The sequence below is a fragment of the Variovorax sp. MHTC-1 genome, from assembly GCF_003984645.1.
In the GTDB taxonomy this organism is placed as follows: Bacteria; Pseudomonadota; Gammaproteobacteria; order Burkholderiales; family Burkholderiaceae_C; genus Variovorax.
Genome location: NZ_RWKI01000020.1, coordinates 26,475 through 51,107, shown reverse-complemented (window position 1 = coordinate 51,107; position 24,633 = coordinate 26,475). Strand labels below are relative to the sequence as shown.

Below are 24,633 nucleotides of genomic sequence, written 5' to 3'. Positions count from 1 at the left end.
TTGGCTAGCGAGCGACCATGATGCCTAGTCCACCGGATAAGGTCCGTCGGCGAACACGGTCGCGTGGTAGCCCTTGGAGCCGATCGCCTGCGCCAGCGCGCTGCGATGGTCGCCGCCCGTGCGCAGGCGTTCGATGACTGCGCGGAAGTCATGCCGCGGCTGCCAGCCCAGCTCGGCGCGTGCGCGCTCGTTGACGTAGACGCGGTCGATCTCGGGGAACATGCGCCATCCGCGCCGCGCGTACTCGGCTTCGAACTGCGGCACGTGGCGTGCCACCACCGCTGGCAGGTCGGTGCGCAGCAGTTGCAGGTCGTCGCGCGTGAAGGGCGAGCTCGCGCTGATGATGTAGCGGCCGAAGCCGATCCCGGCCGCGCGCTCGATGGCGAGCAGATGCGCCTCGACCACGTCCTCCAGGTCGACCCGGCGATGCAGAAACTCGTTGACCTTCGCGTTGGCATCCTCGTAGCGTTCGCGAACATGCCGCTGGTCGTCCTCCTCGGGAAAGAAGCGCGAGGTCCGCAGCACGATGCAGGGCAGCCCGTGCTGGCGCTGGAACAGTTCGCACAGGTCCTCGGCCGCGACCTTGGTGGCGCCGTAGATGTTCTTCGGCACCGGCATCACGTCTTCGGTGATCCAGGCCGCCGGCGCGCCCGGCGACGGCGCCAGCGCACGGCCGAAGGCGCTGGTGGTGCTGGTGAAGACGAAGGCGCCGATGCCTGCCGCCGCCGCCTCTTCCAGCAGGTTCAGCGTGCCCGTGATGTTGGTGTCGACGAAGTCCTGGCGGCTGTGCGTGGCGACGTGGGGCTTGTGCAGCGTCGCGGTGTGGAGCACGGCATCGACGCCCCGCATGCAGCGGGCCACGAGGGCGCGATCGCTGATCGAGCCGACGTGGCGGGTGAAGGGCGATGCCAGCACGTCGATGCCGGCGGCCTCATGCGCCGTGTGCTGCAGGCGGCGCATCAAGGCCTCGCCGAGATGGCCGGAACTGCCCGTCACGAGAATCTTCACGGTGGACCTTTCATGAATGCATGAGCACGGATGATGATGTCCGGATATGGCCGGTCAAGCGCACCGCGCTTCGCGATCATCGCTGCGTCATTCCAACGAAAGCGACCTGACCATGACCGATGCAGAGATCCAGGACTTCATCACCCGATTCGCCGCCGCATGGGCTGCGAGGGATGGCGAGGCCTTTGTCGCGCTCTGGCATCCGGACGGGGTGCTGCGCACGCCGCTGGTCGATCGCCCCGTCGCCGGTGCCGAGCTTGGCCGCTTGAACGAGGTGCAGCGCGAAGCCGCGCCCGACCTCGTCTGGCAGCTGCTGGACTGGACGTCGCGCGGCGATGTCGTGATCATCGAATGGCAGTGCACGCGCCAAGTCGGCGGCAAGCGCTTCGACTGGCGCGGTGTCGACAAGTTTCGGCTCCGGGACGGGAAGATCGCCGAGGAGCGTGTCTACATGGACACCGCGCTGCTGCGCGCGCTGCGTGCCGGCGTCGATCCGGAGCCGATCAGGCGGGCGGCTGGCCAGGGCGTCGCGTTCGAACCGCTCTCCGTGCTCTGAAGCTGCGTATTGCAGGATCAGGCAAGAAGCGCGGGCGAATCGGCTACCGCCCGATGCCCCCTCGTTCCTAGACTTCGTTCCACTCCCCCGCAGTCAAGGAACGCAAATGACAGGCATCGAAGGAAAAGTCGTCGCCATCACCGGCGCGAGCAGCGGCATCGGCGAAGCCACCGCCAGGCTCCTGGCACAGCGCGGGGCGCGCGTGCTGCTCGGCGCGCGCCGCATCGGCAGGCTGAACGCGCTCGCCAACGAGATCCTCGAGGCCGGCGGCTCGGCACGCTACCAGGCGCTCGACGTCACGCGGCGCGCCAGCATGCAGTCTTTCATCGACGAGGCGACCGAGGCCTTCGGCCGCGTCGACGTGATCGTCAACAGCGCCGGCGTGATGCCGCGGTCGACACGGGAGGAAGGGGAGGTCGACGAGGGGGACCGAATGCTCGATGTCAACGTGCGCGGCGTGCTGCATGGCATCGCGGCCGGCCTGCCGCGCATGCGTGCGCAGGGCAGCGGGCAGTTCGTCTATTGCGCCTCGAGGTTCGCGGTGCACGCGATCTCCGAACGGCTGCGCCAGGAGGCGGGCGGCGACATCCGCGTCACCGTGATCTCGCCGGGCGCGACCGAGTCGCCCACGGCCATCGCGCGGTCCATCGCCTTTGCGATCGAGCAGAAGCCTGAGGACGTCGACACCAGCGAAATCATCGTGCGCCCGACAGCGAGCGCCCACTGAAAAGGGAGCTCGTGGCGGTAGTCGCTGACAACCGGCAGAGCGCTCACCAAGGCCGCTATATGCTCGCCGGCGACCACATCGACATTCAGTCCGCCGTGATGCCGCCACGCTGAACGACGCCGGCCCAGCGCTGCGTGTCCTTGCTCATCAGGTCTTTGAATTCGCTCGGTGTCGAGCTCGCGGGCACCATGCCCTGCGACTGGAAAGCGCCCGCGACCTCGGGCTGCTTCAAGACCGCCGCGATCTCCTTGTTGAGCCGCGCCACCACCGCGCTCGGCGTGCCCTTGGGCGCCAGCACGCCGTACCACATGTCGACGTTGCCGCCCTGGATGCCGGCCTCGGCCAAGGTCGGCACCTCGGGCAGCTGCGCCAGGCGCTTGTCGCTGCCGGTCGCGATGGCCTTGAGCTTGCCGGCCTGGATGTGCTGCAGCGCCACGTGCACCGGCAGGAACATGTAGTCGATGCGCCCGCCCAGGAGGTCGGTCACCGCACCGGCCGTGCCCTTGTAGGGCACGTGCAGCATCTCGGTGCCGGTGCTCTGCAGCAGCAGCGCCATCGAGAGATGGTGCGGCGTGCCGACGCCGGGCGTCGCATAGGTGAACTTGCCGGGGCTGGCCTTGGCCGCCGCGACCACCAGCGCGACCGAAGTGGTCTTCTGCACGTTGGGGTTGGTGACCAGCAGCAGCGTGCCCCAGGAGGTGAGCGAGACCGGCGTGAAGTCGTTGACGGGGTCGTAGGCCAGCGACTTGTAGAGGCTCTTGTTCATCACCAGCGTGTTGACCTGCACCAGCAGCGTGTAGCCGTCGGGCTTGGCGCGCGCCACCTTCTCGCTGCCGATGTTGCCGCTGGCGCCGGGCACGTTGTCGACCACCACCGGCTGGCCGAGGATGGCCGGCAGCCGCGCCGAGAGTTGGCGCGCGATCAAATCGATGCCGGTGCCGGGCGTGTAGGGCACCACCAGCGTGATCGGCTGGTCGGGCCACGCGTGTGCGGCCGCGGCGCTGGCGGCCAGCAGCAGGGTGGCGAGGAGCTTGGTCAATTGGTGCATGGTGTCTCCGCGTTGTTTCGATCGTCGTTCAAAGGTAGGAAGGGCGCGCCTTCAGCGCGGCCGGGTCGTAGCCCGCGACCCGCTTGTAGTTGTCCGAGATCGCTTGCAATTCTTCGGTGCTCACGATCTCCTCCAGCCGCTCGAAGCGCTTGCCGCCGGAGCGCTGGAACACCTCGCGCAGGATGGTGTCGGGCGGATTGCTGCGGTTGGTCAGCACCACCTCGGTGGTGGCCTTGACGCGCACGCGGTCGTAGGCATCGAGCGCTTCGGTGCCGACCCCCAGCTTGTGCAGTGCGCCGGCGAGGAAACGGGCATCGATGATGGCCTGGCCGGCGCCGTTGGAGCCGCGCGGCACCATCGGGTGCGCCGCATCGCCGAGCAGCGTGAGCCGTCCGTGCGTCCACTTCGGCAATGGGTCTTGGTCGACCATGGGGTACTCGAGGATGGCGTCGGACGAGCGGATCAGCGCCGGCACGTCGAGCCAGTCGAAATGCCAGCCCTCGAAGGCCGGCAGGAAGTCTTCCAGCCGCCCGGCGCGGCTCCAGTCCTGCAGCGCAGGCCGCGGCGCGTGGATCTCGGCGACCCAGTTGATGAGCTGGTTGCCTTCGGCGTCGACATCGTTGCGGATCGGGTAGATCACCATCTTGCCCTGGTCCAGCCAGCCCGCGCGCACCATGCTCGCGCCGGAGAGAAAAGGCTTGTGCTTCGCGGTCCCGCGCCACATGTTGACGCCCGAGTAGCGCGGCGCGCCCTCGTCCGGATAGAGCTGCTTGCGCAGCACCGAGTGGATGCCGTCGCAGCCGACGGCCAGCGATGCGTGCACCTCCGGCAGGGCCGTGCCGTCCGGCGCGGCGAAGCGCGCCGTCACGCCGCGCTCGTCCTGGTCGACGCCGGCGCAGCGATGGCCGCAGACCACGCTGCCGGCGCCAAGGCGTTCGCGGACGGCGTTCAAGAGCACGGTGTGCAGGTCGCCGCGATGGATCGAATACTGCGGCCAGTCGTAGCCGGCCGCGGTGCCGGCCGCCTCGCGGAACACCAGCTGGCCATGGGAATTGAAGAACACCGCTTCCCGCGTGCGAACGCCCACCGCGTCCAGCGCCGGCAGCAAGCCCAGTTCGCTCAACTCGCGCGTCGCATGCGGCAGCAGGTTGATGCCCACGCCCAGCGGCTTGAGTTCGGGCACCGCTTCGTACACGCGGCAGGCGATGCCGGCCTGGTGCAGGCTCAGCGCCAGGGTCAGTCCGCCGATGCCGGCGCCCAGCACGATCACTTCGGTTGTCTTGTCTCTGCTCATGGCCGGATTAGACCGGCGCGACGATCATCTGTGAAATTTAGATGTCGTATGGATTTATCATGAATTCATATGAATTTGTCCGTTCGCCAGATGCGCGCCTTCCTGCATGTCGCGCGCATCGGCAACTTCACGCGCGCGGCCGAGCAGGCGCACATGACGCAGGCCGGCCTCAGCACGCTGGTGCGCGAGATGGAGCGCCAGCTGGGCTGCCGCCTGTTCGACCGCACCACGCGCATGGTCGTTCTCACCGCGGCGGGGCGGCGGCTGCTCCCGGTCGTCGAGCGCGTGCTGACCGAGCTCGACGACGTGGCCGCCCATCTCGGCGCCGAAGGCGACCAGGCGCGCCAGACGCTGCGCATCGCGGCCACGCCGCTGGTGTCTTCCAACCTGCTGCCGCAGGTCTTCGGCCGCTTCCGCGAGAGCCATCCTGCGATCCAGCTCAAGCTCTTCGACGCCGACCTTCGCGACGTCGAAGCGATGGTGGCGGGCGGCGAGGCCGACATGGGCCTGGGCTTCTTCTTCAAGGCGGCGCCCGGGCTCGGCCGCAAGCCCGTGGGGCGGTTTCAGCTGATGCGCGTGGCGCCTGCCGGCACGGATGAAGCGCCGCCGCTCGGCAGCGTGCCCTGGTCCTCGCTTCGCTCGGCGCCGCTGCTCGGGCTGCCGCAAAGCAACCCGATCCAGAAGGTCATCGACGTGCACCTAGGCGCGATCGGGCGGGCGGATGCGGAGCGGCCGGCCTTCAACTTCTTCGGCACGCTGATCTCGATGGTCGAGGCCGGCTTCGGCACCGCCGTGATGCCGACTTTCGCGCTCGCGGCCTGTCGGCGGCACCGGGTGCGCACGGACCTGCTGGTCAAGCCGAAGGTGGGCATCGACTTCTACCGCGTCACGCGGCGCGGCACGGCCGAGACGGAGGCCATGCAGGCCTTCACCCAGGCGTTGAAGGTGGCGCTCGCTACAGCGTGAACTCGTAGTCCACCGTGATCGGCGCGTGGTCGCTGAACTTGATGGTCTTGAAGATCTGCTCGTTGCGCGCGAGCTCCGCGGTCTTCGGCGTCGCCAGGTGGTAGTCCAGCCGCCAGCCCACGTTCTTGGCATAGGCCTGGCCGCGGTTGCTCCACCAGGTGTAAGCCTCGTCGGTGGTGTCGGGCTTGAGCATGCGGTAGACGTCGACCAGCCCCGCGCCTTCCGCCCCGGCGTCGAGCAGCCGGGTCATCCAGGCGCGCTCATCGGGCAGGAAGCCGCTGTTCTTCTGGTTGCCGCGCCAGTTCTTGAGGTCGATCTCCTTGTGCGCGATGTTGATGTCGCCGCAAAGGACGAACTCGCGCTCGGCCTTGAGCGCGATCAGGTGCGGGAAGAAGCCCTTGAGAAAGCGGTATTTCGCGGCCTGGCGTTCCTCGCCCGAGGAGCCGCTCGGGAAGTAGCAGCTGATGACCGAGAACTTGCGCGCCGGCGTGTCGAAGCGCAGCTCGAGGTAGCGGCCTTCGGCATCGAACTCGGAGTCGCCCCAGCCCACCACGACCTCGCTGGGCTCGTGCTTGGTGTAAACCGCAGTGCCGGCGTAGCCCTTCTTCTCCGCAAAATGGAAGTGGCCCTTGAGACCGGCCATGGCCTCGAAACGGCCTTCGATGTCGCTCGCCTGGACGCGAATCTCCTGCATGCAAATACAATCCGGCGCCAGTTCGGCAACCCAGTCGGCGACGCCTTTGGTCGCGGCCGAACGAAGGCCATTGAGGTTGAGGCTGGTCAGTTTGAACACAAGGACGTTCCCGATGGCTGAAGAGGTGGCAGAAGTTGGAGGAGTGGGCGAGGGCGGTGCGCTGGCGCAGGCCTTCGTGCAGTTCGCGCTCGAATCGGGAGTGCTGCGCTTCGGGCAGTTCAAGACCAAGGCCGGCCGCATGAGCCCCTACTTCTTCAACGCGGGCCTGTTCGACGACGGCGCCAAGCTCGCGCGGCTCGCCGAATTCTATGCAGACCGGCTGATCGCCAGCGGGCTGGACTTCGACATGATCTTCGGCCCGGCCTACAAGGGCATCCCGCTCGGCGCAACGGTCGCCGCCGAGCTCGCCCGGCGCGGCCGCAACGTGCCCTTCGCCTACAACCGCAAGGAGGCCAAGGACCACGGCGAGGGCGGCACGCTGGTCGGCGCGCCGCTCAAGGGCCGGGTGCTGATCGTCGACGACGTGATGTCGGCCGGCACAGCGGTGCGCGAGTCGATCGCCGCCATCCGCAGCGCCGGGGCCACGCCGCATGCGGTGGCTATCGCGCTGGACCGGCAGGAGAAGGCGACCGAGAACGGCGTCGACGTGGAGCACAGCGCCGTGCAATATGTCCGTAATCAGCTCGGTCTGCAGGTGGTGGCGATCGCCACGCTCGACGACTTGTTACATTACCTCTCGGGGCGCGCGGACGACGAGCTGAGCGCCTACCGGGAGGGAGTGCTGGCATACAGGGCGCGCTACGGCGCGGGTTGAATCCACTGTCTGAAGGACCGACGTTGGCGCGCATACACATCGCTTCTCTGGCCCTCCTGCTGGCGGCGGCTGGTGCTGTTTCTGCGCAATCGGCGCCGGCCGCGAGCTCCGGCATCTACAGCTGCGTCGATGCCCGCGGCCGCACCCTCACTTCCGACCGCCCGATCGCCGACTGCAGCGATCGCGAACAACGCGAACTCAGCCCGAGCGGCGGCGTGCGGCGCAAGATAGAACCCACCTACACGGCGCGCGAACTGGCCGAGCGCGAGGAGCGCGAGCGCCAGGCGCAACTGCAGGCGGCACGCGTGATCGAAGAGCGCCGCCGCGAACGCGCGCTCCTGATCCGCTATCCCAACGCCACCGCGCACGACCGCGAACGCGCCGAGGCCCTGGTCCAGATCGATGCGGTGATCGCTGCCGCCCAGAAGCGCCTCGGCGAGCTGTCCGAGGAGCGCAAGAAGATCGACGACGAACTCGAGTTCTACAAGAAGGATGTCAGCAAGGCGCCGGACTCGCTGCGCCGCAAGCTGGACGACAACGGCAAGAGCGTCGCGGTGCAGAACCGCTTCATCGGCGACCAGGAAGACGAGAAGAAGCGCGTCAACGCGCGCTTCGACGAGGAGCGCGGGCGCCTCAAGCCGCTGTGGGCGGGCAATGCGCCCGCGACCTCGGCGCGCTGAGCCCGCGCCCCTCGTTTACTTAACCCAGCTTCGCCTTCAGCAGCGCATTCACCTGCGCCGGGTTGGCCTTGCCCTGGCTGGCCTTCATAACCTGGCCGACCAGCGCGTTGAAAGCCTTGTCCTTGCCGGCGCGGTACTCGTCGATGTTCTTCTGGTTGGTGGCCAGCACGCCGTCGATGATCTTCTCGAGGGCGCCAGCGTCGCTCATCTGCTTCAGGCCCTTGGCTTCGATGAGCTGGTCGGCGTCCTGGCCCTCGCCGGTCCAGAGCGCATCGAAGACCTGGCGCGCGGCGTTGTTCGACAACGTGCCGTCGCCGATGCGCTCGATCAGCTTCGCGAGCTGCCCGGCCGTCACCGGCGCTTCGTCGATCGCGATGTCCTGCAGTTTGAGACGGCGCGCGATCTCGCCGGTGATCCAGTTGCTGGCCAGCTTGGCGTTGGCACCGGCGGCCACCGCGCTCTGAAAGTAGCGGGCGAGCGCGGGGCTCTGGGTGAGCTGCGTGGCGTCGTAGTCCGACAGGCCGTGCTCGCGCACGTAGCGCTCGGCCATCGCGCGCGGCAGCTCCGGCATGTCGGCGCGCACGCGCTCGATCCATTCGGCCGCGATCGCCAGCGGCGGGAGGTCCGGATCGGGGAAGTAGCGGTAGTCGGCCGCGTCTTCCTTGGTGCGCATGGCGCGCGTCTCGCCGGTGTCGGGATCGAACAGCACCGTGGCCTGCTGAATCGCGCGGCCGTCCTCGATCTCGCCGATCTGCCAGCGGATCTCGTAGTCGATCGCCTGCTGCATGAACTTGAAGCTGTTCAGGTTCTTGATCTCGCGCCGCGTGCCCAGCGGCTGGCCGGGCCGGCGCACGGAGACGTTGGCATCGCAGCGGAAGCTGCCTTCCTGCATGTTGCCGTCGCAGATGCCGATCCAGGTCACGATCTTGTGCAGCTCGCGCGCATAGGCTACGGCCTCGGCGGTAGAGCGCATGTCGGGCTCCGTCACGATCTCCAGCAGCGGCGTGCCGGCGCGGTTGAGGTCGATGCCCGATTGGCCGACGAAGTCCTCGTGCAGCGACTTGCCGGCGTCTTCCTCGAGATGGGCTCGGACCAGGCGCACTGTCTTCTTCTCGTCACCCAGGAAGAAGGTGACCGATCCGCCCTGCACCACCGGGATCTCGTACTGGCTGATCTGGTAGCCCTTGGGCAGGTCGGGGTAGAAGTAGTTCTTGCGCGCGAACACGCTGCGCGGTGCGATCTGTGAGCCGAGCGCGAGCCCGAGCTTGATGGCGCGCTCGACCGCGCCCTTGTTCATCACCGGCAGCGTGCCCGGCAGCGCGAGGTCGACCGGCGAGGCCTGAGTGTTGGGCTCGGCGCCGAAGGCGGTGGAAGCGCGGCTGAAGATCTTGCTCGCGGTCGAGAGCTGGGCATGGGTCTCGAAGCCGATGATGACTTCGTAGCCTTGCACCAGCGGCCCGGTCGGGCGGCCTTCCTGCATCTGTTCGAAGGAGTTCATGTCAAAAGCCCTCCGGCGCGCGCTGATGCCAATCCGTTGCTTGCTGGAAGCGGTGTGCCGCGTTCAAGAGCTTTGCCTCGCCGAAATAGTTGCCGATCAATTGCAGGCCGACCGGCATGCCGCCGTCGAAGCCCACAGGCAGGCTCATACCGGGCAGGCCGGCGAGCGAGCCGGGCAGCGTGAAGATGTCGGCCAGGTAATCGGCCACCGGGTCGCCGCCGTGCTCGCCGAGCTTCCAGGCGACCGTGGGTGCGGCCGGCCCGGCGATCACATCGCACTGCGCGAAGGCCTGCTGGAAGTCGTCGGCGATCATGCGGCGCACCTTCTGCGCCTGTAGGTAGTAGGCGTCGTAGTAGCCGTGGGAGAGCACGTAGGTGCCGATCATGATGCGGCGCTTGACCTCGTCGCCGAAGCCTTCCTCGCGCGTCTTGGCGTACATGTCGGCCAGATCGCGGTAGTTCCTGGCCCGATGGCCGAACTTGACGCCGTCGAAGCGGCTCAGGTTGCTCGAGGCCTCGGCCGCCGCAATGATGTAGTAGACGGGGATCGACAGCTCGGTGCGCGGCAGCGTGACTTCGACGCGACGGGCGCCGAGCTTCTCGTATTCCGCCAGCGCGGCATCGATGGCCGCGCGCACGCCGGGGGCGACGCCTTCGCCCAGGAACTCCTTCGGCACGCCGATGCGCAGCCCTTCGAGCGAATCGCCCAGGGTGCGCGAGAAGTCTTCTGCCGGCTTGTCCAGCGAGGTCGAATCGCGTTCGGGGTCCGGCCCGCACAGGGCCGACAGCAGCAGCGCGCAGTCTTGCGCCGATCGCGCCAGCGGCCCGGCCTGGTCGAGGCTGGAGGCGAAGGCGACCATGCCGTAGCGCGAGGCGCGGCCGTAGGTCGGCTTGATGCCCGTCACGCCGCAGAAGGAGGCCGGCTGGCGGATCGAGCCGCCGGTGTCGGTGCCGGTCGCGGCCGGCACCAGTCGCGCGGCCACCGCGGCGGCGCTGCCGCCCGAGGAGCCGCCGGGAATGCGCGTTGTGTCCCAGGGGTTGCGCACCGGCACGGCCTGGTCGAAGCCGACCGCAGGCACCGCGACGTTCTCGTTGGCCGAGCCCATCGCGAACTCGTCGCAGCTCAGCTTGCCAAGCGTCACGGCACCGGCCTCGGCCAGCTTGCGCACCACCGTAGCGTCGAAGGGCGAGCGGTAGCCGGCCAGGATGCGCGAACCCGCGGTGGTCGGGAAATCGGCGGTGACGAAGATGTCCTTGTGCGCGATCGGGACGCCGGCCAGGGCCGGGGCGCCGCCGGCGGCGAGCTGGGCATCGGCGGCGCGGGCCCGGGCCAGCGTCACCTCTTCGTCGAGGGCGACGAAACTGCCGAGGTCCTGGTGCTGCCTGATGCGAGCCAGGTGGTGCTGCGCGGCCTCGACCGCAGACACCTTGCGTTCGCGCAGTGCCGTGGCCAATTCGGCCACGCCCATTCTGTGCAGATCCGCGCCGCTCATTCGATCACCTTCGGCACCAGGAACAAGCCGTTCTCGACCGCCGGCGCGCTGCGCTGATTGGCCTCGCGCCGGTTCGGTTCGCTCGCAACGTCCTCCGCCAGCCGAAGCGTCACATCCTCGAAGGCGGCGACGGGGTGGGCGAGCGGCTCCAGCCCGGCGGTGTCGACCGCGCGCATCCGCTCGACCAGTTCGAAGAAGCCGTTGATCTGGCCCAGCATGCGCTCGCTCTCGTCGGGTGCAAGCTCCAGCCTGGCGAGCGATGCGATGCGCGCAATATCGGAGGAAGTGAGTGACATCGAAAAAAGAAGGGCCGCCACACGTCGGAAGGGTGCGCCAGCGCTGGGATACAGAGGGGATTCGGGTATTATCCCGCCTTTGCCGCAACCCCCGCGAACGCGGCGGCATTTGCTGCAAAAACGATCCAACCACCCCCGTCCAAAAAGACCCAGAAAGAGGGCGACGACATGCCGGCGCGCATGCCGTGCTCCAGAGGATTCCATAATGTTTGGAGCTTTCCGTCGGTATTTTTCTACCGACCTCGCGATCGACCTCGGCACCGCGAACACCCTGATCTTTGCGCGCAACAAGGGCATCGTGCTGGATGAGCCCTCGGTCGTGGCCATCCGCCACGAAGGCGGTCCGCACGGCAAGAAGGTGATCCAGGCCGTCGGCCGCGAAGCCAAGGCGATGCTCGGCAAGGTGCCGGGCAACATCGAGGCCATCCGCCCGATGAAGGACGGCGTGATCGCCGACTTCGTGATCACCGAGCAGATGATCAAGCAGTTCATCAAGATGGTGCACCCGCGCTCGCTGCTCACGCCCAGTCCGCGCATCATCATCTGCGTGCCCTGCGGCTCGACCCAGGTCGAGCGCCGCGCCATCAAGGATGCCGCCGAAGCGGCCGGCGCCACCTCGGTCTACCTGATCGAGGAGCCCATGGCCGCCGCGATCGGCGCCGGCCTGCCGGTATCGGAAGCCAGCGGCTCGATGGTGGTCGACATCGGCGGCGGCACCACCGAAGTCGGCGTGATCTCGCTCGGCGGCATGGTCTACAAGGGCAGCGTGCGCGTCGGCGGCGACCGCTTCGACGAGGCCATCATCAACTACATCCGCCGCAACTACGGCATGCTGATCGGCGAGCCGACGGCCGAGGTCATCAAGAAGAGCATCGGGTCGGCCTTCCCGGGTTCCGAGGTCAAGGAGATGGAAGTCAAGGGACGCAACCTGAGCGAAGGCGTGCCGCGCAGCTTCACCATCAGCAGCAACGAGGTGCTGGAAGCGCTGACCGATCCGCTCAACAACATCGTCTCGGCGGTCAAGAACGCGCTGGAGCAGACGCCGCCCGAACTGGGCGCCGACATCGCCGAGCGCGGCATGATGCTGACCGGCGGCGGCGCGCTGCTGCGCGATCTCGACCGGCTGCTGGCCGAAGAGACCGGCCTGCCGGTGCTGGTGGCCGAAGACCCCCTGACCTGCGTGGTGCGCGGCTGCGGCATCGCCCTGGAGCGCATGGACAGGTTGGGAAGCATATTCACCAGCGAGTGATGCACACTTTGCACATCCGGCCGGCCCGTGTCAGCATCGGCCGGCTTTTTCATATCTAAACACCATGCCCCTGGGCACGCTGGATCGCACCGCGCCACCCCTGTTCAACCAGGGACCCTCGGCGCTCAGCAAGCTGATCTTCTTCAGCGCGCTCGCGCTGTTCCTGATGGTGGCCGACGCACGCTTCAACATCGTGCAGCCGCTGCGCGCGGGCATCGGCGCGGTGCTCTATCCCATCCAGTGGCTGGCGCTCAAGCCGGTGCAGCTCGCGATGGGCGGCGGCCGCTATCTCGAAGACCTGCAGACCGCGCAAAGCAGGGAGGCGGAGGCCCGCAAGGCGCTCGCGCTGCAGTCCGAACGCGCGAGCCAGGCCGACACCCTGGCGCAGGAGAACGCGCGGCTGCGCTCGCTGCTGGAACTGCGCCAGACCACGCAGACGCCAGGCCGCGCGGCCGAGGTGCTCTATGACGCCGCCGACCCCTACACCCGCAAGCTGGTCATCGACCAGGGCCTCACCAACGGCATCGCGGCCGGCTCGCCGGTGATCGACGAGCACGGCGTGGTCGGGCAGGTCACGCAGGTCCAGCCTTTCAGTAGCGAGATCACGCTGGTGATCGATCGCGACCTGTCGATCCCCGTGCAGAACGTGCGCACCGGCGCGCGCAGCGTGGCCTTCGGCGATGCCAGCGCCCACGGCGGCGGGCTCGAACTGCGCTTCATGGCGGCCAGTGCCGACCTGCAGGAAGGCGACCTGCTCACCACCAGCGGGGTCGACGGCGTCTACCCGCCGGGCCTGCCGGTCGCCAAGATCGACCGCATCGAGCGCCGTGCCGACTCCGCGTTCGCGCGCATCCACTGCGTGCCGCTGGCCCATGTGACGGCCGCGCGCTATGTGCTGGTGCTGGCGCCCACGGGCGTGCAGGCACCGAAGCCGCTGCCGTCAGCGCCGGCGGATGCCGCGACCGGTAAGAAAAAGGGCGACAAATCCGCCGCCAAGCCGGACAAGAAGGAGGGTCGCGCCCGATGATCATGCGTCCCGGGCAGCAGCAGCTTCTGCTGCCCGTCAGTCCTCTCTTCATGTGGGCCAGCCTCATCGCGGCGCTGCTCGTCAACATGATTCCGGTGGGTCGCGCCGCCTGGACGCCCGACCTGCTGGCGCTGGTGATCGTGTTCTGGAGCGTGCACCAGCCGGCGCGCATCGGCATCGGCGCGGCTTTCATGTTCGGCCTGTTGATGGACGTGCACCAGACGGCCATGCTGGGCCAGCATGCGCTGTCCTACACCATGCTCGGTTTCTTCGCGATCATGATCCACCGGCGCCTGCTCTGGTACCCGGTGATCTCGCAGGCGCTGCAGGTGCTGCCGCTGTTCGCGCTTTCGCACCTGATCGAAGTCGCGATCCGGATGGTCGGCGGCGGCATCTTCCCCGGCTGGACGATCCTGATCTCGCCGGCCATCGAGACCGTCCTGTGGCCGCTGGTGAGCCTGGCGCTCCTCGCGCCGCAGCGCCGCACGCCCGAGCCCGATGCCAACCGTCCGCTGTGACATGCCGACTCGGCTTGTTCTTCGCGTTCCGGCGGCGTAGGCTCCGCGCGCCATGACCGAACTCCGCAACGTCGCCGCCGACCTCGCGCGCTTCAAGCGCCGCGTGATCGTGATCGGCCTGGTCGTACTCACTGCCTTCGGGCTCCTGGGCGCGCGCCTGTTCTTCCTGCAGGTGGTGCGGCACGACGACCTCGCGGAGCAGGCCGAGAGCAACCGCACGGCCGTGGTGCCGGTGGTGCCGAACCGCGGCCTGATCCTCGACCGCAACGGCATCGTGCTGGCCTCCAACTACTCGGCCTACACGCTCGAGATCACGCCTTCGAAGGTCGGCAGCAGCCTGGAAGAGACCATCGACAGCCTCGGCGAGGTGGTGGAGGTGTCGCAGCGCGACCGCCGCCGCTTCAAGCGCCTGCGCGAGGATTCGCGCAGCTTCGATTCGATCCCGATCCGCACGCGCCTGAGCGACGAGGAAGTCGCGCGCTTCGCGGCGCAGCGCTACCGCTTCCCCGGTGTCGAGATCAAGGCCCGGCTGTTCCGCAACTATCCCAACGGTGAGCTCGCCTCCCATGCGCTCGGCTACATCGGCCGCATCAACCAGCGCGAGAAGACTGCGATGGATGACTGGAGCGAGGAAGACCAGGCCAACTACAAGGGCACCGACTACATCGGCAAGCTGGGCATCGAGCAGAGCTACGAGAAGACGCTGCATGGCCAGACCGGCGTCGAGCAGATGGAAACCTCCGCCGGCGGCCGTGCGGTGCGCCGGCTCGCCAGCCACCCGGCGACGCCCGGCAACACGGTGATGCTCTCGCTGGACATCAAGTTGCAGAAGCTAGTGGAAGACATGTTCGGCGAGCGTCGCGGCGCGCTGGTGGCGATCGACCCCACAAGCGGCGAGGTGCTGGCTTTCGTGAGCAAGCCCACCTTCGATCCGAACCTGTTCGTCGAAGGCATCGACCACGAAAGCTGGCAGGCGCTCAACGAGTCGCTCGACAAGCCGCTGCTGAACCGCGCGCTGCGCGGCACCTACCCGCCGGGCTCCACCTACAAGCCCTTCATGGCCTTGGCCGCGCTGCAGCTCGGCAAGCGCGCGCCGAACGTCGTGGTCAACGACCCGGGCTTCTACACCTTCGGCGGCCACACCTTCCGCAGCCATGAGGGCGGCCTCGGCGGCGTGGACATGCACCGCGCGATCCAGCATTCGAGCAATACCTATTTCTATTCGCTCGCGGTCGAGATGGGCGTGGACACCATCCACGACTTCATGAAACCGCTGGGCTTCGGCCAGATTACCGGCATCGACGTGCACGGCGAGGTGCGCGGCCTCTTGCCCAGCACGACCTGGAAACGCGAGGCCTACAAGCGCCCTGAGATGAAGAAGTGGTATCCGGGCGAAACCGTCTCGCTCGGCATCGGGCAGGGCTACAACAGCTTCACGATGCTGCAGCTGGCGGTGGCCCAAGCCACGCTGGCCAACGGCGGCATCAACCACCGGCCGCATCTCGTGAAGGCGATCAAGGACACGCTCACGGGCGAGGTGGCCCAACTGCCGCAGCCGCCGGCCGTGGACCTGGGCTTCCTGCCGAAGAACGTCGACATCGTGCGCAATGCGCTGGTCGCGGTGAACAAGGGCGGCACCGGAACGCGCGTGTTCGCGGGCGCCCCCTACAGCTCAGCCGGCAAGACCGGCACCGCGCAGGCCATGAGCCTGGGCCAGAACGTGAAGTACAACGCCAAGGCGTTGGAGGAGCACCAGCGCGACCACTCGCTGTTCGCGGCCTACGCGCCGGCGGAGGCGCCCAGGATCGCGGTCGCGATCATTGTCGAGAACGCCGGCTTCGGCGCGGCGGCTGCCGCGCCGATCGTGCGCCGCGTGTTCGACTATTGGCTGGCCGACCAGTATCCCAACGAACAGGATCTGGCCGCGGTGCAGGCCGGCAAGGCCGGCCCTCCGATCGGCAAGCCGCGCGTGGCGAGCGAGATGGCTTGGCCGGTCGTCCCCGCCGCGGCAGCGGCGCCCTGACGCCCCAATCGATTCACGGGTTAACCCTAGGTTCGCGAGGGTGATTGCTCCCTCCTGTACGCTCTCGGCCTTTGTAAACAATCGTTACCAAACGACATCGGCGGCAACGCCGGAAAGGTCTCATGAGCATCGGGAATCAGGGCGGGCGCCGTTTCGCGCGCTGGCGCAATGCCTGCGCGGCCGTCTTCTTGTTGGCAAGCGCTCACTGGAGCGCTGCTGCGCCAGGCGAGCCGATCGTCGTCGGCCAAGTTGCCCCATTCACAGGCCCGCAGGCGGTTACCGGCCGGGCCATCCATGCCGGCGCCAAGCTGTACTTCGACGCCGTCAACGCCAAGGGCGGCGTGCGTGGCCGGCCGGTCAAGCTGGTGACCCGCGACGATGCGCAAAAGGCGGCCGAAAGCGTGCGCCTTTTGCGGGAGATCATCGCGGCCGAATCGCCGGTGGCCTTGCTGGGAACGGTAGGCACGACCAACCTCGAAGCCATCGCCAAAGACGGCGTGCTGGTGCAAAAGGGCGTGGCGATGATCGGCGCCGTCTCGGGCGCCAGCACCGTGGCGCAGGCGCCGGGCATCTACGTGGTGAAGGCCAGCTACCACGACGAGGTCGGGCGGCTTTTCAGCCAGTTGGCCACCGTCGGCGTGCAGCGCGTGGGGCTGCTCTACCAGGACGACGGCTTGGGCCAGGACGTGCTGGCCGGCGCCGAAGCGGCCGCCAAGGCGAACGGCCTGCAGCTCGTCGTGCGCGCCGGCTATCCGCGCAACACGGTGGCCGTCGAGAAGGCCGTGGCGGAGATCGCCAAGGCCAAGGTGCAGGTCGTCTTTCTCGGTGCGACCACGGCGGCGGGGATCGAATTCGTCAAGCAGTATGCGGCCGCCGGCGGGGCCGGCAGCATGCTCTACGGCATGTCGATCATCGACACCGATGCGCTGCTCAAGGCGCTCGGGCCGCAGCGTGCGCGCGGCTACGCTTTCTCGGTCGTTCTGCCGCAGCAGGGCGATCGCGCCGTGGTGCGCGAATACCTGCAGCTGCGCCAGGCCTCCAAGGATCCGGATCTTTCGGCGCGCTCGATGGAAGGCTTCATCGCCGCCAAGGCGCTGGTCAAGGTGATGGAGGGCGCCACCACTCTCAACGCGGCCGGCGTGAGCGCCGCGCTGGCCTCGGCGAAGGCGGTGGATGTCGGCGGCTACACGCTCGACTTCAGCGCCAGGGGCCAGACGGCGTCACGCTTCGTGGACTTCGCGATGTTCGGCGCCGGCGGCAAGCTGGTCCAGTAGCGAACCCAAAAAGAAAAGGCGCCGACCAGCGGCGCCTTTTCAAGCAAGCAGCATCTCGTTCGGATGCCTTTTGTATCGATCTTCTGATTCTTCGAAAAATGTCTCCTCGGTCCCCCGCGCTGCGGGCTGGCCCGTTTGCGAGTGGCGAGACTTTAGGTTGCGCACCGTGCCAGTGCATCGGGGATTACCCGTCACTCTGAAACAAAAGGAAACCCTGCCCGGCATCAGTCGGCAGAAAGCGCCGCGGCGCGGATGCTCTGCAGCGTGCTGCCGGGGGTGATGGCCTCCGGATCCAGCAGGCAGTGCAGGATGGCGGGCCGGCCGCTGGCGCGGGCGCGCGCCAGGGCGGGGGCGAACTCCTCGGTGCGCTCCACGCGCTCGCCGTGGCCGCCGAACACCTCGGCGTAGCGGCGGAAATCGGGGTTCTTCAGTTGCGTGGCGCTGACCCGGCCCGGGTAGTGCCGTTCCTGATGCATCCGAATGGTGCCGTACATGGCGTTGTCGAGCAGCACCACGAGGATGGGCAGCCCATACTGCACGGCGGTCGCGAACTCCTGGCCGTGCATGAGGAAATCGCCGTCGCCGGCGAACACCACCACCTCGCGCTGCGGCCACAGCCGCTTGGCGCCCACGCCGGCGGGCAGGCCGTAGCCCATCGAGCCGCTGGTCGGGGCCAACTGGCTGGCAAAGGCGCGAAAGGGCCAGAAGCGGTGCACCCAGGTGGCGAAGTTGCCGGCGCCGTTGCAGAAGATGGTGTCGGCGGGTAGGGCTTCACGCAGGTGCTGCATCACCTCGCCCATCTGCAGCGGGCCCGGGATGCGGATCGGCGTCGGGTCGCTCCAGCGCAGGAATTCTTCGCGCGCCGCTGCGGTAGCGCCGCGCCAGGCTGGCGGCGCCGCCGGGCGCAGCGCGGCCACCGCCTGGGCGAAGGCTTGCGGCGTCGCGTGGACCGCCTGGGTGGCGCGGTACAGGCGGCCCAGTTCGTCCGCATCGGCGTGCACATGCACCAGGGCCTGCTTCGGCGACGGGATGTCGAGCAGTTCGTAGCCTTGCGACGGCACTTCGGACAAGCGTCCGCCCACGAGCAGGATCAGGTCCGACTGGCGGATGCGCTCCAGCAAGCGCGGATTGGCACCGAGGCCGAGGTCGCCGGCGTAGCAGGGATGGTCGGCGCTGAACAGCATCTGGCGCCGGAACGAGCAGTAGACGGGCAGGGCGAAGGCCTCGGCGAAAGCGCTGAAGTGCTGCACCGCCGCCTCGGACCAGCGGCTGCCGCCGACGATGGCCACCGGCCGCTGCGCCGCCGCCAGGCGCTGCTGCAATTCAGCCAGCTGCGCCGCGCCGGGGTAGGTCTCGGCCACCGCGTAGGGCAGCGCATCGGCCACCGCAGCCGCTTCGGTCAGCATGTCTTCAGGCAGCGCGATGACCACCGGGCCCGGTCGCCCCGAGGTGGCGACATGAAAGGCGCGCGACACCAGTTCGGGCAGCCGCGCGGCGTCGTCGACCTGCACCACCCACTTGGCCATGGTGCCGAACACCGCGCCGTAGTCCAGCTCCTGGAAGGCTTCGCGGCCCAGCGCGCCGCGCGCCACCTGGCCGACGAAGAGCAGCAGCGGCGTCGAGTCCTGGTGCGCGATGTGCACCCCGGCCGCCGCGTTGGTAGCGCCCGGGCCGCGCGTCACGAAGCAGACGCCGGGGCGCCCGGTGAGCTTGCCTTGCGCCTCGGCCATCATGGCCGCGCCGCCTTCCTGGCGGCACACGGTGACCTCGATCGAGGCGTCGTGCAGCGCGTCGAGCACGGCCAGGAAGCTCTCGCCCGGCACGCAGAAGAGTTGTTGGACGCCGTGAGTGATGAGCTGGTCGACCAGGATTCGGCCGCCGGTGCGCGAAGCGGTCATGCGCTCAGCCCTCGATGTCGAAGGTCACGCCCTGCGCCAGCGGCAGGGCGGTGGAATAGTTGATGGTGTTGGTGGCGCGGCGCATGTAGGCCTTCCAGCTGTCGGAGCCGGCCTCGCGCCCGCCGCCGGTCTCCTTCTCGCCGCCGAAGGCGCCGCCGATCTCGGCGCCGCTCGGGCCGATGTTGACGTTGGCGATGCCGCAGTCCGAACCCGTGCTCGAGATGAAGCGCTCGGCCTCGCGCACGTTCAAGGTGAAGATGGACGACGACAGGCCGGCGCCGACTTCGTTGTGCCAGGCGATCGCGTCGTCGAGCGATCGGTAGCGCAGCACGTACAGGATGGGCGCGAAGGTTTCGCGCAGCACCGGGCCGGCGTGCGCGGCCAGCTCCACCAGGGCCGGCCGCACGTAGAAGGCGCCGTCGCCCGCGATGCCGTCGACGCGTCCGCCGCCATGCACCGTCGCTCCGGCCTCGCGGCTTTCCTGCAGTGCCTTCTGCATGCCCTCGAAGGCGGCGCTGTCGATCAGCGGCCCCACCAGCGTGCCCGGCGCGCGCGGATCGCCCACCTGCACGCTGCCGTAGACCTTGGCGAGCCGCGGCACCAGCGTGTCGTACACGCCGTCGTGCACGAACAGGCGGCGCAGCGTCGTGCAGCGCTGCCCGGCCGTGCCCATCGCGGAGAAGGCGATGGCACGCAACGCGAGGTCGAGGTCGGCCGACGGGGCGACGATGGCCGCGTTGTTGCCGCCCAGCTCCAGGATCGCGCGGGCGAAACGCGCCGCCAGGCGCGGTGCGACCTGGCGCCCCATGGCGGTGGAGCCGGTGGCCGACAGCACCGCCACGCGGTGGTCGTCCACCAGCACTTCGCCGACGGCGCGCTGGCCGAGCAGCAGTTCCAGCAGGCCCTCGGGCGCATCGCCGAAGCGCGCCAGCGCGCGCTGCGCGATGGCGTGCGTGGCCAGCGCGGTGAGCGGCGTCTTCTCGGACGGCTTCCACACCACCGCGTCGCCGCAGACCAGCGCCAGCGCGGCATTCCACGACCACACGGCCACCGGGAAGTTGAAGGCCGAGATGACGCCGCAGACCCCCAGCGGATGCCAGCTTTCCATCATGCGGTGCTCGGCGCGCTCGGTGGCCAGCGTCAGGCCGTAGAGTTGGCGCGACAGGCCGACCGCGAAGTCGCAGATGTCGATCATTTCCTGCACCTCGCCGGCGCCTTCGGACGGAATCTTGCCGGCCTCCAGCGTGACCAGCCGGCCCAGGTCGGCCTTGGCCGCGCGCAGCTCCTCGCCAAGCAGGCGCACGAGTTCGCCGCGGCGCGGCGCCGGCACGCTGCGCCATGCCTGGTAGGCCGCGTGCGCCCGGCCGATGGCCTCGGTGGCTTCGGCCGGCGTGGTCTGCGCCACGGCGGCGATCGGCTCGCCGGTGATCGGGGAGCGCACCGGCAGGTCGCCGCCGGTGTAGGCGGCGTGGGGCACGCCCAAGCGCTGCAGCAGCTGATCGACTTCGGTGGCGACGGAGGAGGTGAAGGCTTGCGGCATGGGATTCGCGTTCGAGAACAGGAGGGCATCAATATCCGCCACGCCGGGCCGATTGCATAGCAAAAAATCGGAAAGACTTGATGCTCGGAAGGAATGAACTTTGCGCAGCGCGATTACGCTAGCCTCCCGCCAGATCATTCCTCCGCCGCATGACCACGCTTCGCAAGACCTTCCTGCCGCCGATCGCGGACCTGCTGGCCTTCGAGGCTGCGGCGCGCCACGCCAGCGTCTCGCGCGCGGCCGACGAGCTGCACCTGACGCAGAGCGCCGTGTCGCGGCAGATCCGCCAGCTCGAAGCCCAGCTGGGCGTGGCCCTGTTCCACCGCGTGCGCCAGCGCGTGGTGCTGACCGACGCCGGCCGGGTCTACGCCGCGGACGTGCGCGGCGCGCTGCAGCAGTTCTCCGGCGCCACGCAGAAGGTCATGGCGCTCTCCGGCGGCGGCGGGCTGCTCAACCTGGCCGTGCTGCCCACGCTCGGTACGCGCTGGCTGATTCCGCGCCTGCCCGATTTCGCGGCGCGCCATCCCGAGGTCACGGTGAACTTCGCGGCCCGCTCCGAGCCCTTCGACTTCGCCCAGGAGCCCTTCGATGCGGCCATTCATTTCGGCGCGCCGCACTGGGCTGGCGCCGCCTGCGAATACCTGATGCAGGAAGAGGTGGTGCCTGTGTGCAGCCCTTCCTACAAGCAGCAGCACGGCATCCACCGGATGCAGGACCTGGCCTCGGTCGTGCTGCTGCAGCAGAGCACCCGGCCGACCCAGTGGGCCGAGTGGTTCGAGCAAACCGGCGGCAGCGCGGCGCAGGCACTGCGCGGGCCGCGCTTCGAGCAGTTCGCGATGATCGCCCAGGCCGCAGTGTCAGGGCTGGGCGCGGCGCTGTTGCCGAGCTTTCTGGTCGAGGCCGAGATCGCCTCCGGCGCCTTGGTCGTGCTGTTTCCGCAGGCGCTGACGAGTTCGGACGCCTACTACCTCGTGTACCCCGAGTCGCGCGCCCAGACGCCCCTGCTGCTGGCCTTTCGCGACTGGATCGTGGCCCAGAGCCGGGCCGCGGCCCTCACGCCGGCCCCGGCGCCGCGGGCAGCTCGATCCGCTGCGCGGCCGGCGAGCTCGCCAGGCTCTGCGAAGGCCGGCGCAGCGTCGCGTCGAAGGGATTGATCTTCGGCCCGATGGCCGCGGCCTCGCGCTTGAGCAGCTCCACCACGGTCGGCATGCGGTCGGCGTTGAGCCGGTCGGCGATGGTGCCCACGCTCAGTGCGGCAACCGCGCGGCCCTCGCGGTCGCAGATGGGGACGGCGACGCCGGCCATGCCTTCGAGCAGGCCGGTGCTGCGGCCCGCGTAGCCCGCCTGGCGAACGCGCTCGATCTCGGTTCGCAGATAGACCTCGTCGTACACGCCGTACTCGCGCACGCGCGACAGGTTGAAGCGGATCACCTCTTCGCGCTCGGCCTCCGGCAGGAAGGCCAGGATCGCGAGCGCGCCCTGGCCCACGCCCAGCGCGATGCGCCCGCCGACGTCGCCGGTGAAGGAACGGATCGGAAACGGCCCCTCGCTGCGGTCCAGGCACACCGCATCGAAGCCGCTGCGCGCCAGCAGAAAGATGCTGTCGCCCAGGCTCGCGCACAGGCGCAACAGCACGGGGCGGCACAGCGTGCGCAGGTCCCCCGGGTTGCCCGCATTGGCGGCCAGCGCGAAGAAGTCGATGCCCAGCCGGTACAGCTTGCTGCGCGCGTCCTGGTCGACCATGCCTTCGGCCACCAGCGATTGCAGCAGCCGGTGCGTGGTGGCCTGGGTCAGGCCGACGGCGCGTGCGATCTGGGTCACGCGTCCACCCTCCGCCTGCACCGCGGCGAGGGCCCGGATCACGGCGAAGACGCGCGGCACGCCGCTGGTGGAAGGAGAAGGGGTGCTCATGCCTGTGCAGGGTGGAATGTTGTTCGGCCAGTCTACGCCACAAATTCCATTGAACGGAATAAATAAGAAAAAGATTCTGATTAGTGAAATACCCTGTGTGATCTGGCGCATTCGTTGCAATAGAGTGAATCGACTCCGACGAAAGACTTCAGTTGCCGCCCCATCGGGGTGCGCCCCACGAAAGGCCTGTTCATGTCATTTCTCAAGCTCACCGAGCTGACCAAGTTCTACGGCAGCACCTGCGCGGTGTCCGCCATGAGCCTGTCGGTGGAGAAAGGCGAATTCGTTTCGCTGCTGGGGCCTTCGGGCTGCGGCAAGACCACCACCCTGCAGATGGTGGCGGGCTTCGAGGCCGTGAGCAGCGGCCGCATCGAACTGGCCGGGCGCGACATCACGCACGCCAAGGCCAACACGCGCGGCCTGGGCATCGTGTTCCAGACCTATGCGCTGTTTCCGCACATGACGGTGGCCGACAACGTGAGCTTCGGCCTCGAGATGCGCAAGATGCCGAAGGCCGAGCGGCGCGAGCGCGTGGCGCAGGCGCTGTCCCTGGTGCACCTGGAGCCGCATGCCACCCGCTATCCGCGCGAACTCTCGGGCGGCCAGCGCCAGCGCGTGGCGCTGGCCCGCGCGCTGGTGATCGAGCCGCCGGTGCTGCTCCTGGACGAGCCGCTCTCCAACCTGGACGCCAAGCTGCGCGAGGAGATGCAGTTCGAGCTGCGCCAGATCCAGCGCAAGGTGGGCACCACCACGGTGATGGTCACGCACGACCAGAGCGAGGCGATGTCGATCAGCGACCGCGTGGTCGTCATGGAAGGCGGCTGCGCCACGCAGATCGACCATCCGCACCGCGTCTACGAGCATCCGCGCACGCGCTTCATCTCCACTTTCGTGGGCAAGGCCAACCTGCTGGCCGGGCGCGTGGTGGCGAACGGCACCCGCAGCCGCGTCGACCTGGGGCCGTTCGCGGTCGATGTGGACGACGCCGGCTTCCAGGTCGGCGCGCAGGTGCTGCTCAGCGTGCGGCCGGAAAAGCTGCAGCTGGTGGAAGCCGGCCGCGGCCGCTTCGACGGCACGGTGCGCGAGCGCTTCTTCCTCGGCAGCCAGTGGCTTTACGCCGTGACGACGCCGGTCGGCGAGCTGATGGTGCTGTCGCCCAACGACGGCCGGCCCGCGCTCGATGAAGGCCATGCGGCCGGGCTCGCCTGGCCCGACCACTGCACGCGCCTGCTGCCCGCCGAAGAGCGTGCGGCTGCCGAACGGGTGGCCGCATGAAGAAGGCATCGCCCTGGTGGCTGTCCGGGCCGGCGCTGCTGCTGTTCGCCGCGCTGCTGCTGGTGCCGCTGGCGCTGACGGCGGTGCTGTCCTTCAACGTCTACGACCCCGCCACCGGCCCCCGGGCGGACGAGTTCACGCTCGAGCACTACACCCATGTGTTCACCGACTCCTACTACCACGGCATCTTCTGGCGCACCTTCTGGATCTCGGGCCTGGTGGCGCTGATCTGCGTGCTCGTCGGCACCCCCGAGGCCTATGTGCTGAGCCGCATGCGCAACCCGTGGCGCTCGGTGCTGCTGCTGGTGGTGCTGGCGCCGCTCCTGGTGTCGGTGGTGGTGCGGGCCTTCGGCTGGAGCATGCTGCTCGGGCCGGAAGGCCTGGTCAACGGGTCGCTCAAGCTCGTCGGCCTCGGCCCGGTGAAGATGCTCTACACCGAGACCGCGGTGGTGATCGCGCTGGTGCACGTGATGCTCCCCTTCATGGTGATCCCGGTCTGGACCTCGCTGCAGAAGCTGGACCCGGGCGTCGAGAACGCCGCGCTCTCGCTCAAGGCCTCGCACTTCACCACGCTGCGCCGCGTCGTGCTGCCGCAGGTCATGCCGGGCGTGCTGTCGGGCAGCCTGATCGTGTTCGGCCTGTCGGCCAGCTCCTTCGCCATTCCGGGCCTGCTCGGCGGGCGGCGCCTGAAGATGGTCGCGACCGTGGTCTACGACGAGTACCTGCACGAGCTCAACTGGCCGCTCGGCGCGGCCATCGCGCTGACGCTGCTGGCGGCCAATCTCGTCGTCATGCTGAGCTACAACCGGCTGGTCGAGGGCCGATACAAAAAGGCGCTCGGGTAG

23 protein-coding genes are annotated in these 24,633 nt (G+C 68.6%); 13 read left to right on the top strand and 10 right to left on the bottom strand.

Features of this window, described 5'->3' with window-relative positions:
• Positions 1-24 precede the first annotated feature (24 nt).
• Positions 25-1,008 (bottom strand): NAD-dependent epimerase/dehydratase family protein, encoded by a 984-nt coding sequence (locus tag EJI01_RS23480; RefSeq protein WP_126839545.1) that lies wholly within the window; start codon positions 1,006-1,008, stop codon positions 25-27.
• A gap of 112 nt (positions 1,009-1,120) precedes the next feature.
• Here EJI01_RS23480 and EJI01_RS23475 point away from each other — a divergent pair, with 112 nt between their 5' ends.
• The gene (locus EJI01_RS23475) at positions 1,121-1,564 is read left to right on the top strand and encodes a nuclear transport factor 2 family protein (protein WP_185879030.1); all 444 of its coding nucleotides are present in this window, start codon (positions 1,121-1,123) and stop codon (positions 1,562-1,564) included.
• A gap of 106 nt (positions 1,565-1,670) precedes the next feature.
• On the top strand, positions 1,671-2,291 hold the full coding sequence (locus EJI01_RS23470; protein WP_126839543.1) for an SDR family oxidoreductase: 621 nt from the start codon (positions 1,671-1,673) through the stop codon (positions 2,289-2,291).
• A gap of 85 nt (positions 2,292-2,376) precedes the next feature.
• On the opposite strand, the gene EJI01_RS23465 is transcribed toward EJI01_RS23470, so the two are convergent.
• Together EJI01_RS23465 and EJI01_RS23460 are read right to left on the bottom strand one after the other, a co-directional pair.
• Positions 2,377-3,339: a tripartite tricarboxylate transporter substrate binding protein gene (locus tag EJI01_RS23465; protein WP_126839542.1), complete on the bottom strand. Its 963-nt coding sequence runs from the start codon at positions 3,337-3,339 to the stop codon at positions 2,377-2,379.
• Between the two features lie 28 nt (positions 3,340-3,367).
• Positions 3,368-4,633 carry a flavin-dependent oxidoreductase gene (locus tag EJI01_RS23460; RefSeq protein ID WP_126839541.1) on the bottom strand — a complete coding sequence of 422 codons (1,266 nt, stop codon included), beginning with the start codon at positions 4,631-4,633 and terminating at the stop codon, positions 3,368-3,370.
• Between the two features lie 69 nt (positions 4,634-4,702).
• Here EJI01_RS23460 and EJI01_RS23455 point away from each other — a divergent pair, with 69 nt between their 5' ends.
• Positions 4,703-5,599 carry a LysR family transcriptional regulator gene (locus tag EJI01_RS23455; RefSeq protein WP_126839540.1) on the top strand — a complete coding sequence of 299 codons (897 nt, stop codon included), beginning with the start codon at positions 4,703-4,705 and terminating at the stop codon, positions 5,597-5,599.
• On the opposite strand, the gene EJI01_RS23450 is transcribed toward EJI01_RS23455, so the two are convergent.
• Positions 5,589-6,392 carry an exodeoxyribonuclease III gene (locus EJI01_RS23450; protein ID WP_126839539.1) on the bottom strand — a complete coding sequence of 268 codons (804 nt, stop codon included), beginning with the start codon at positions 6,390-6,392 and terminating at the stop codon, positions 5,589-5,591. The two genes, EJI01_RS23455 and EJI01_RS23450, sit on opposite strands and share 11 nt — an antisense overlap.
• 13 nt (positions 6,393-6,405) lie before the next feature.
• Between EJI01_RS23450 and pyrE the strand changes: the two genes are divergently transcribed.
• Complete coding sequence (gene pyrE / locus EJI01_RS23445) at positions 6,406-7,107, top strand: orotate phosphoribosyltransferase (protein WP_126839538.1); 702 nt, start codon at positions 6,406-6,408, stop codon at positions 7,105-7,107.
• Positions 7,108-7,130: 23 nt separating this feature from the next.
• On the top strand, positions 7,131-7,787 hold the full coding sequence (locus EJI01_RS23440; RefSeq protein ID WP_260602629.1) for a DUF4124 domain-containing protein: 657 nt from the start codon (positions 7,131-7,133) through the stop codon (positions 7,785-7,787).
• A gap of 19 nt (positions 7,788-7,806) precedes the next feature.
• Here EJI01_RS23440 and gatB read toward each other — a convergent pair whose 3' ends face one another.
• From gatB to gatC, 3 genes are read right to left on the bottom strand one after another with little or no spacing between them, the layout of a single operon-like run.
• The gene (gene gatB, locus EJI01_RS23435) at positions 7,807-9,285 is read right to left on the bottom strand and encodes an Asp-tRNA(Asn)/Glu-tRNA(Gln) amidotransferase subunit GatB (protein WP_126839536.1); all 1,479 of its coding nucleotides are present in this window, start codon (positions 9,283-9,285) and stop codon (positions 7,807-7,809) included.
• Between the two features lies 1 nt (position 9,286).
• Positions 9,287-10,777, bottom strand: a complete 1,491-nt coding sequence (gene gatA / locus EJI01_RS23430) for an Asp-tRNA(Asn)/Glu-tRNA(Gln) amidotransferase subunit GatA (RefSeq protein WP_126839535.1) — start codon at positions 10,775-10,777, stop codon at positions 9,287-9,289.
• Positions 10,774-11,073, bottom strand: coding sequence for an Asp-tRNA(Asn)/Glu-tRNA(Gln) amidotransferase subunit GatC (gene gatC, locus EJI01_RS23425; RefSeq protein ID WP_093104238.1), 300 nt, complete (start codon positions 11,071-11,073; stop codon positions 10,774-10,776). Before gatC ends, gatA begins: the two co-directional genes overlap by 4 nt.
• Positions 11,074-11,278: 205 nt before the next feature.
• On the opposite strand from gatC, the gene EJI01_RS23420 reads away from it, so the two are divergent.
• From EJI01_RS23420 to EJI01_RS23400, 5 genes are all read left to right on the top strand, one after another.
• The gene (locus EJI01_RS23420; protein ID WP_028249609.1) at positions 11,279-12,322 is read left to right on the top strand and encodes a rod shape-determining protein; all 1,044 of its coding nucleotides are present in this window, start codon (positions 11,279-11,281) and stop codon (positions 12,320-12,322) included.
• Between the two features lie 64 nt (positions 12,323-12,386).
• Positions 12,387-13,349 carry a rod shape-determining protein MreC gene (gene mreC, locus EJI01_RS23415; protein ID WP_126839534.1) on the top strand — a complete coding sequence of 321 codons (963 nt, stop codon included), beginning with the start codon at positions 12,387-12,389 and terminating at the stop codon, positions 13,347-13,349.
• On the top strand, positions 13,346-13,867 hold the full coding sequence (gene mreD / locus EJI01_RS23410) for a rod shape-determining protein MreD (RefSeq protein ID WP_126839533.1): 522 nt from the start codon (positions 13,346-13,348) through the stop codon (positions 13,865-13,867). The genes mreC and mreD overlap by 4 nt, the downstream gene beginning before the upstream one ends.
• 52 nt (positions 13,868-13,919) lie before the next feature.
• Positions 13,920-15,890, top strand: a complete 1,971-nt coding sequence (mrdA, locus tag EJI01_RS23405; protein WP_126839532.1) for a penicillin-binding protein 2 — start codon at positions 13,920-13,922, stop codon at positions 15,888-15,890.
• A 122-nt stretch (positions 15,891-16,012) separates the two neighbouring features.
• Entirely contained in the window at positions 16,013-17,164 is a 1,152-nt protein-coding gene (locus EJI01_RS23400) for an ABC transporter substrate-binding protein (protein ID WP_126839531.1), read from the top strand.
• A 224-nt stretch (positions 17,165-17,388) separates the two neighbouring features.
• Here EJI01_RS23400 and EJI01_RS23395 read toward each other — a convergent pair whose 3' ends face one another.
• A complete protein-coding gene (locus tag EJI01_RS23395; protein WP_126839530.1) occupies positions 17,389-19,062 on the bottom strand; it encodes a thiamine pyrophosphate-binding protein in 1,674 nt (557 codons plus the stop codon).
• 4 nt (positions 19,063-19,066) lie between these two features.
• Positions 19,067-20,602, bottom strand: coding sequence for an aldehyde dehydrogenase family protein (locus EJI01_RS23390; protein WP_126839529.1), 1,536 nt, complete (start codon positions 20,600-20,602; stop codon positions 19,067-19,069).
• A gap of 149 nt (positions 20,603-20,751) precedes the next feature.
• On the opposite strand from EJI01_RS23390, the gene EJI01_RS23385 reads away from it, so the two are divergent.
• Positions 20,752-21,756, top strand: coding sequence for a LysR family transcriptional regulator (locus EJI01_RS23385; protein ID WP_126839528.1), 1,005 nt, complete (start codon positions 20,752-20,754; stop codon positions 21,754-21,756).
• Here EJI01_RS23385 and EJI01_RS23380 read toward each other — a convergent pair.
• The gene (locus EJI01_RS23380) at positions 21,656-22,513 is read right to left on the bottom strand and encodes an IclR family transcriptional regulator (protein WP_126839527.1); all 858 of its coding nucleotides are present in this window, start codon (positions 22,511-22,513) and stop codon (positions 21,656-21,658) included. The genes EJI01_RS23385 and EJI01_RS23380 overlap by 101 nt on opposite strands.
• Before the next feature lie 192 nt (positions 22,514-22,705).
• Between EJI01_RS23380 and EJI01_RS23375 the strand changes: the two genes are divergently transcribed.
• Positions 22,706-23,788: an ABC transporter ATP-binding protein gene (locus EJI01_RS23375; RefSeq protein ID WP_126839526.1), complete on the top strand. Its 1,083-nt coding sequence runs from the start codon at positions 22,706-22,708 to the stop codon at positions 23,786-23,788.
• A complete protein-coding gene (locus EJI01_RS23370) occupies positions 23,785-24,633 on the top strand; it encodes an ABC transporter permease (protein ID WP_126839525.1) in 849 nt (282 codons plus the stop codon). The genes EJI01_RS23375 and EJI01_RS23370 overlap by 4 nt, the downstream gene beginning before the upstream one ends.

Coding starts and splice junctions, on each gene's coding strand:
- EJI01_RS23465 (WP_126839542.1), bottom strand. CDS start 3,339: ATGCACCAATTGACCAAGCTCCTCGCCACCCTGCTGCTGGCCGCCAGC.
- EJI01_RS23420 (WP_028249609.1), top strand. CDS start 11,279: ATGTTTGGAGCTTTCCGTCGGTATTTTTCTACCGACCTCGCGATCGAC.
- EJI01_RS23470 (WP_126839543.1), top strand. CDS start 1,671: ATGACAGGCATCGAAGGAAAAGTCGTCGCCATCACCGGCGCGAGCAGC.
- EJI01_RS23370 (WP_126839525.1), top strand. CDS start 23,785: ATGAAGAAGGCATCGCCCTGGTGGCTGTCCGGGCCGGCGCTGCTGCTG.
- EJI01_RS23400 (WP_126839531.1), top strand. CDS start 16,013: ATGAGCATCGGGAATCAGGGCGGGCGCCGTTTCGCGCGCTGGCGCAAT.
- EJI01_RS23475 (WP_185879030.1), top strand. CDS start 1,121: ATGACCGATGCAGAGATCCAGGACTTCATCACCCGATTCGCCGCCGCA.
- EJI01_RS23460 (WP_126839541.1), bottom strand. CDS start 4,633: ATGAGCAGAGACAAGACAACCGAAGTGATCGTGCTGGGCGCCGGCATC.
- EJI01_RS23380 (WP_126839527.1), bottom strand. CDS start 22,513: ATGAGCACCCCTTCTCCTTCCACCAGCGGCGTGCCGCGCGTCTTCGCC.
- gatB (WP_126839536.1), bottom strand. CDS start 9,285: ATGAACTCCTTCGAACAGATGCAGGAAGGCCGCCCGACCGGGCCGCTG.
- EJI01_RS23455 (WP_126839540.1), top strand. CDS start 4,703: ATGAATTTGTCCGTTCGCCAGATGCGCGCCTTCCTGCATGTCGCGCGC.
- mreD (WP_126839533.1), top strand. CDS start 13,346: ATGATCATGCGTCCCGGGCAGCAGCAGCTTCTGCTGCCCGTCAGTCCT.
- EJI01_RS23395 (WP_126839530.1), bottom strand. CDS start 19,062: ATGACCGCTTCGCGCACCGGCGGCCGAATCCTGGTCGACCAGCTCATC.
- mreC (WP_126839534.1), top strand. CDS start 12,387: ATGCCCCTGGGCACGCTGGATCGCACCGCGCCACCCCTGTTCAACCAG.
- EJI01_RS23385 (WP_126839528.1), top strand. CDS start 20,752: ATGACCACGCTTCGCAAGACCTTCCTGCCGCCGATCGCGGACCTGCTG.
- EJI01_RS23390 (WP_126839529.1), bottom strand. CDS start 20,602: ATGCCGCAAGCCTTCACCTCCTCCGTCGCCACCGAAGTCGATCAGCTG.
- gatC (WP_093104238.1), bottom strand. CDS start 11,073: ATGTCACTCACTTCCTCCGATATTGCGCGCATCGCATCGCTCGCCAGG.
- EJI01_RS23375 (WP_126839526.1), top strand. CDS start 22,706: ATGTCATTTCTCAAGCTCACCGAGCTGACCAAGTTCTACGGCAGCACC.
- mrdA (WP_126839532.1), top strand. CDS start 13,920: ATGACCGAACTCCGCAACGTCGCCGCCGACCTCGCGCGCTTCAAGCGC.
- gatA (WP_126839535.1), bottom strand. CDS start 10,777: ATGAGCGGCGCGGATCTGCACAGAATGGGCGTGGCCGAATTGGCCACG.
- pyrE (WP_126839538.1), top strand. CDS start 6,406: ATGGCTGAAGAGGTGGCAGAAGTTGGAGGAGTGGGCGAGGGCGGTGCG.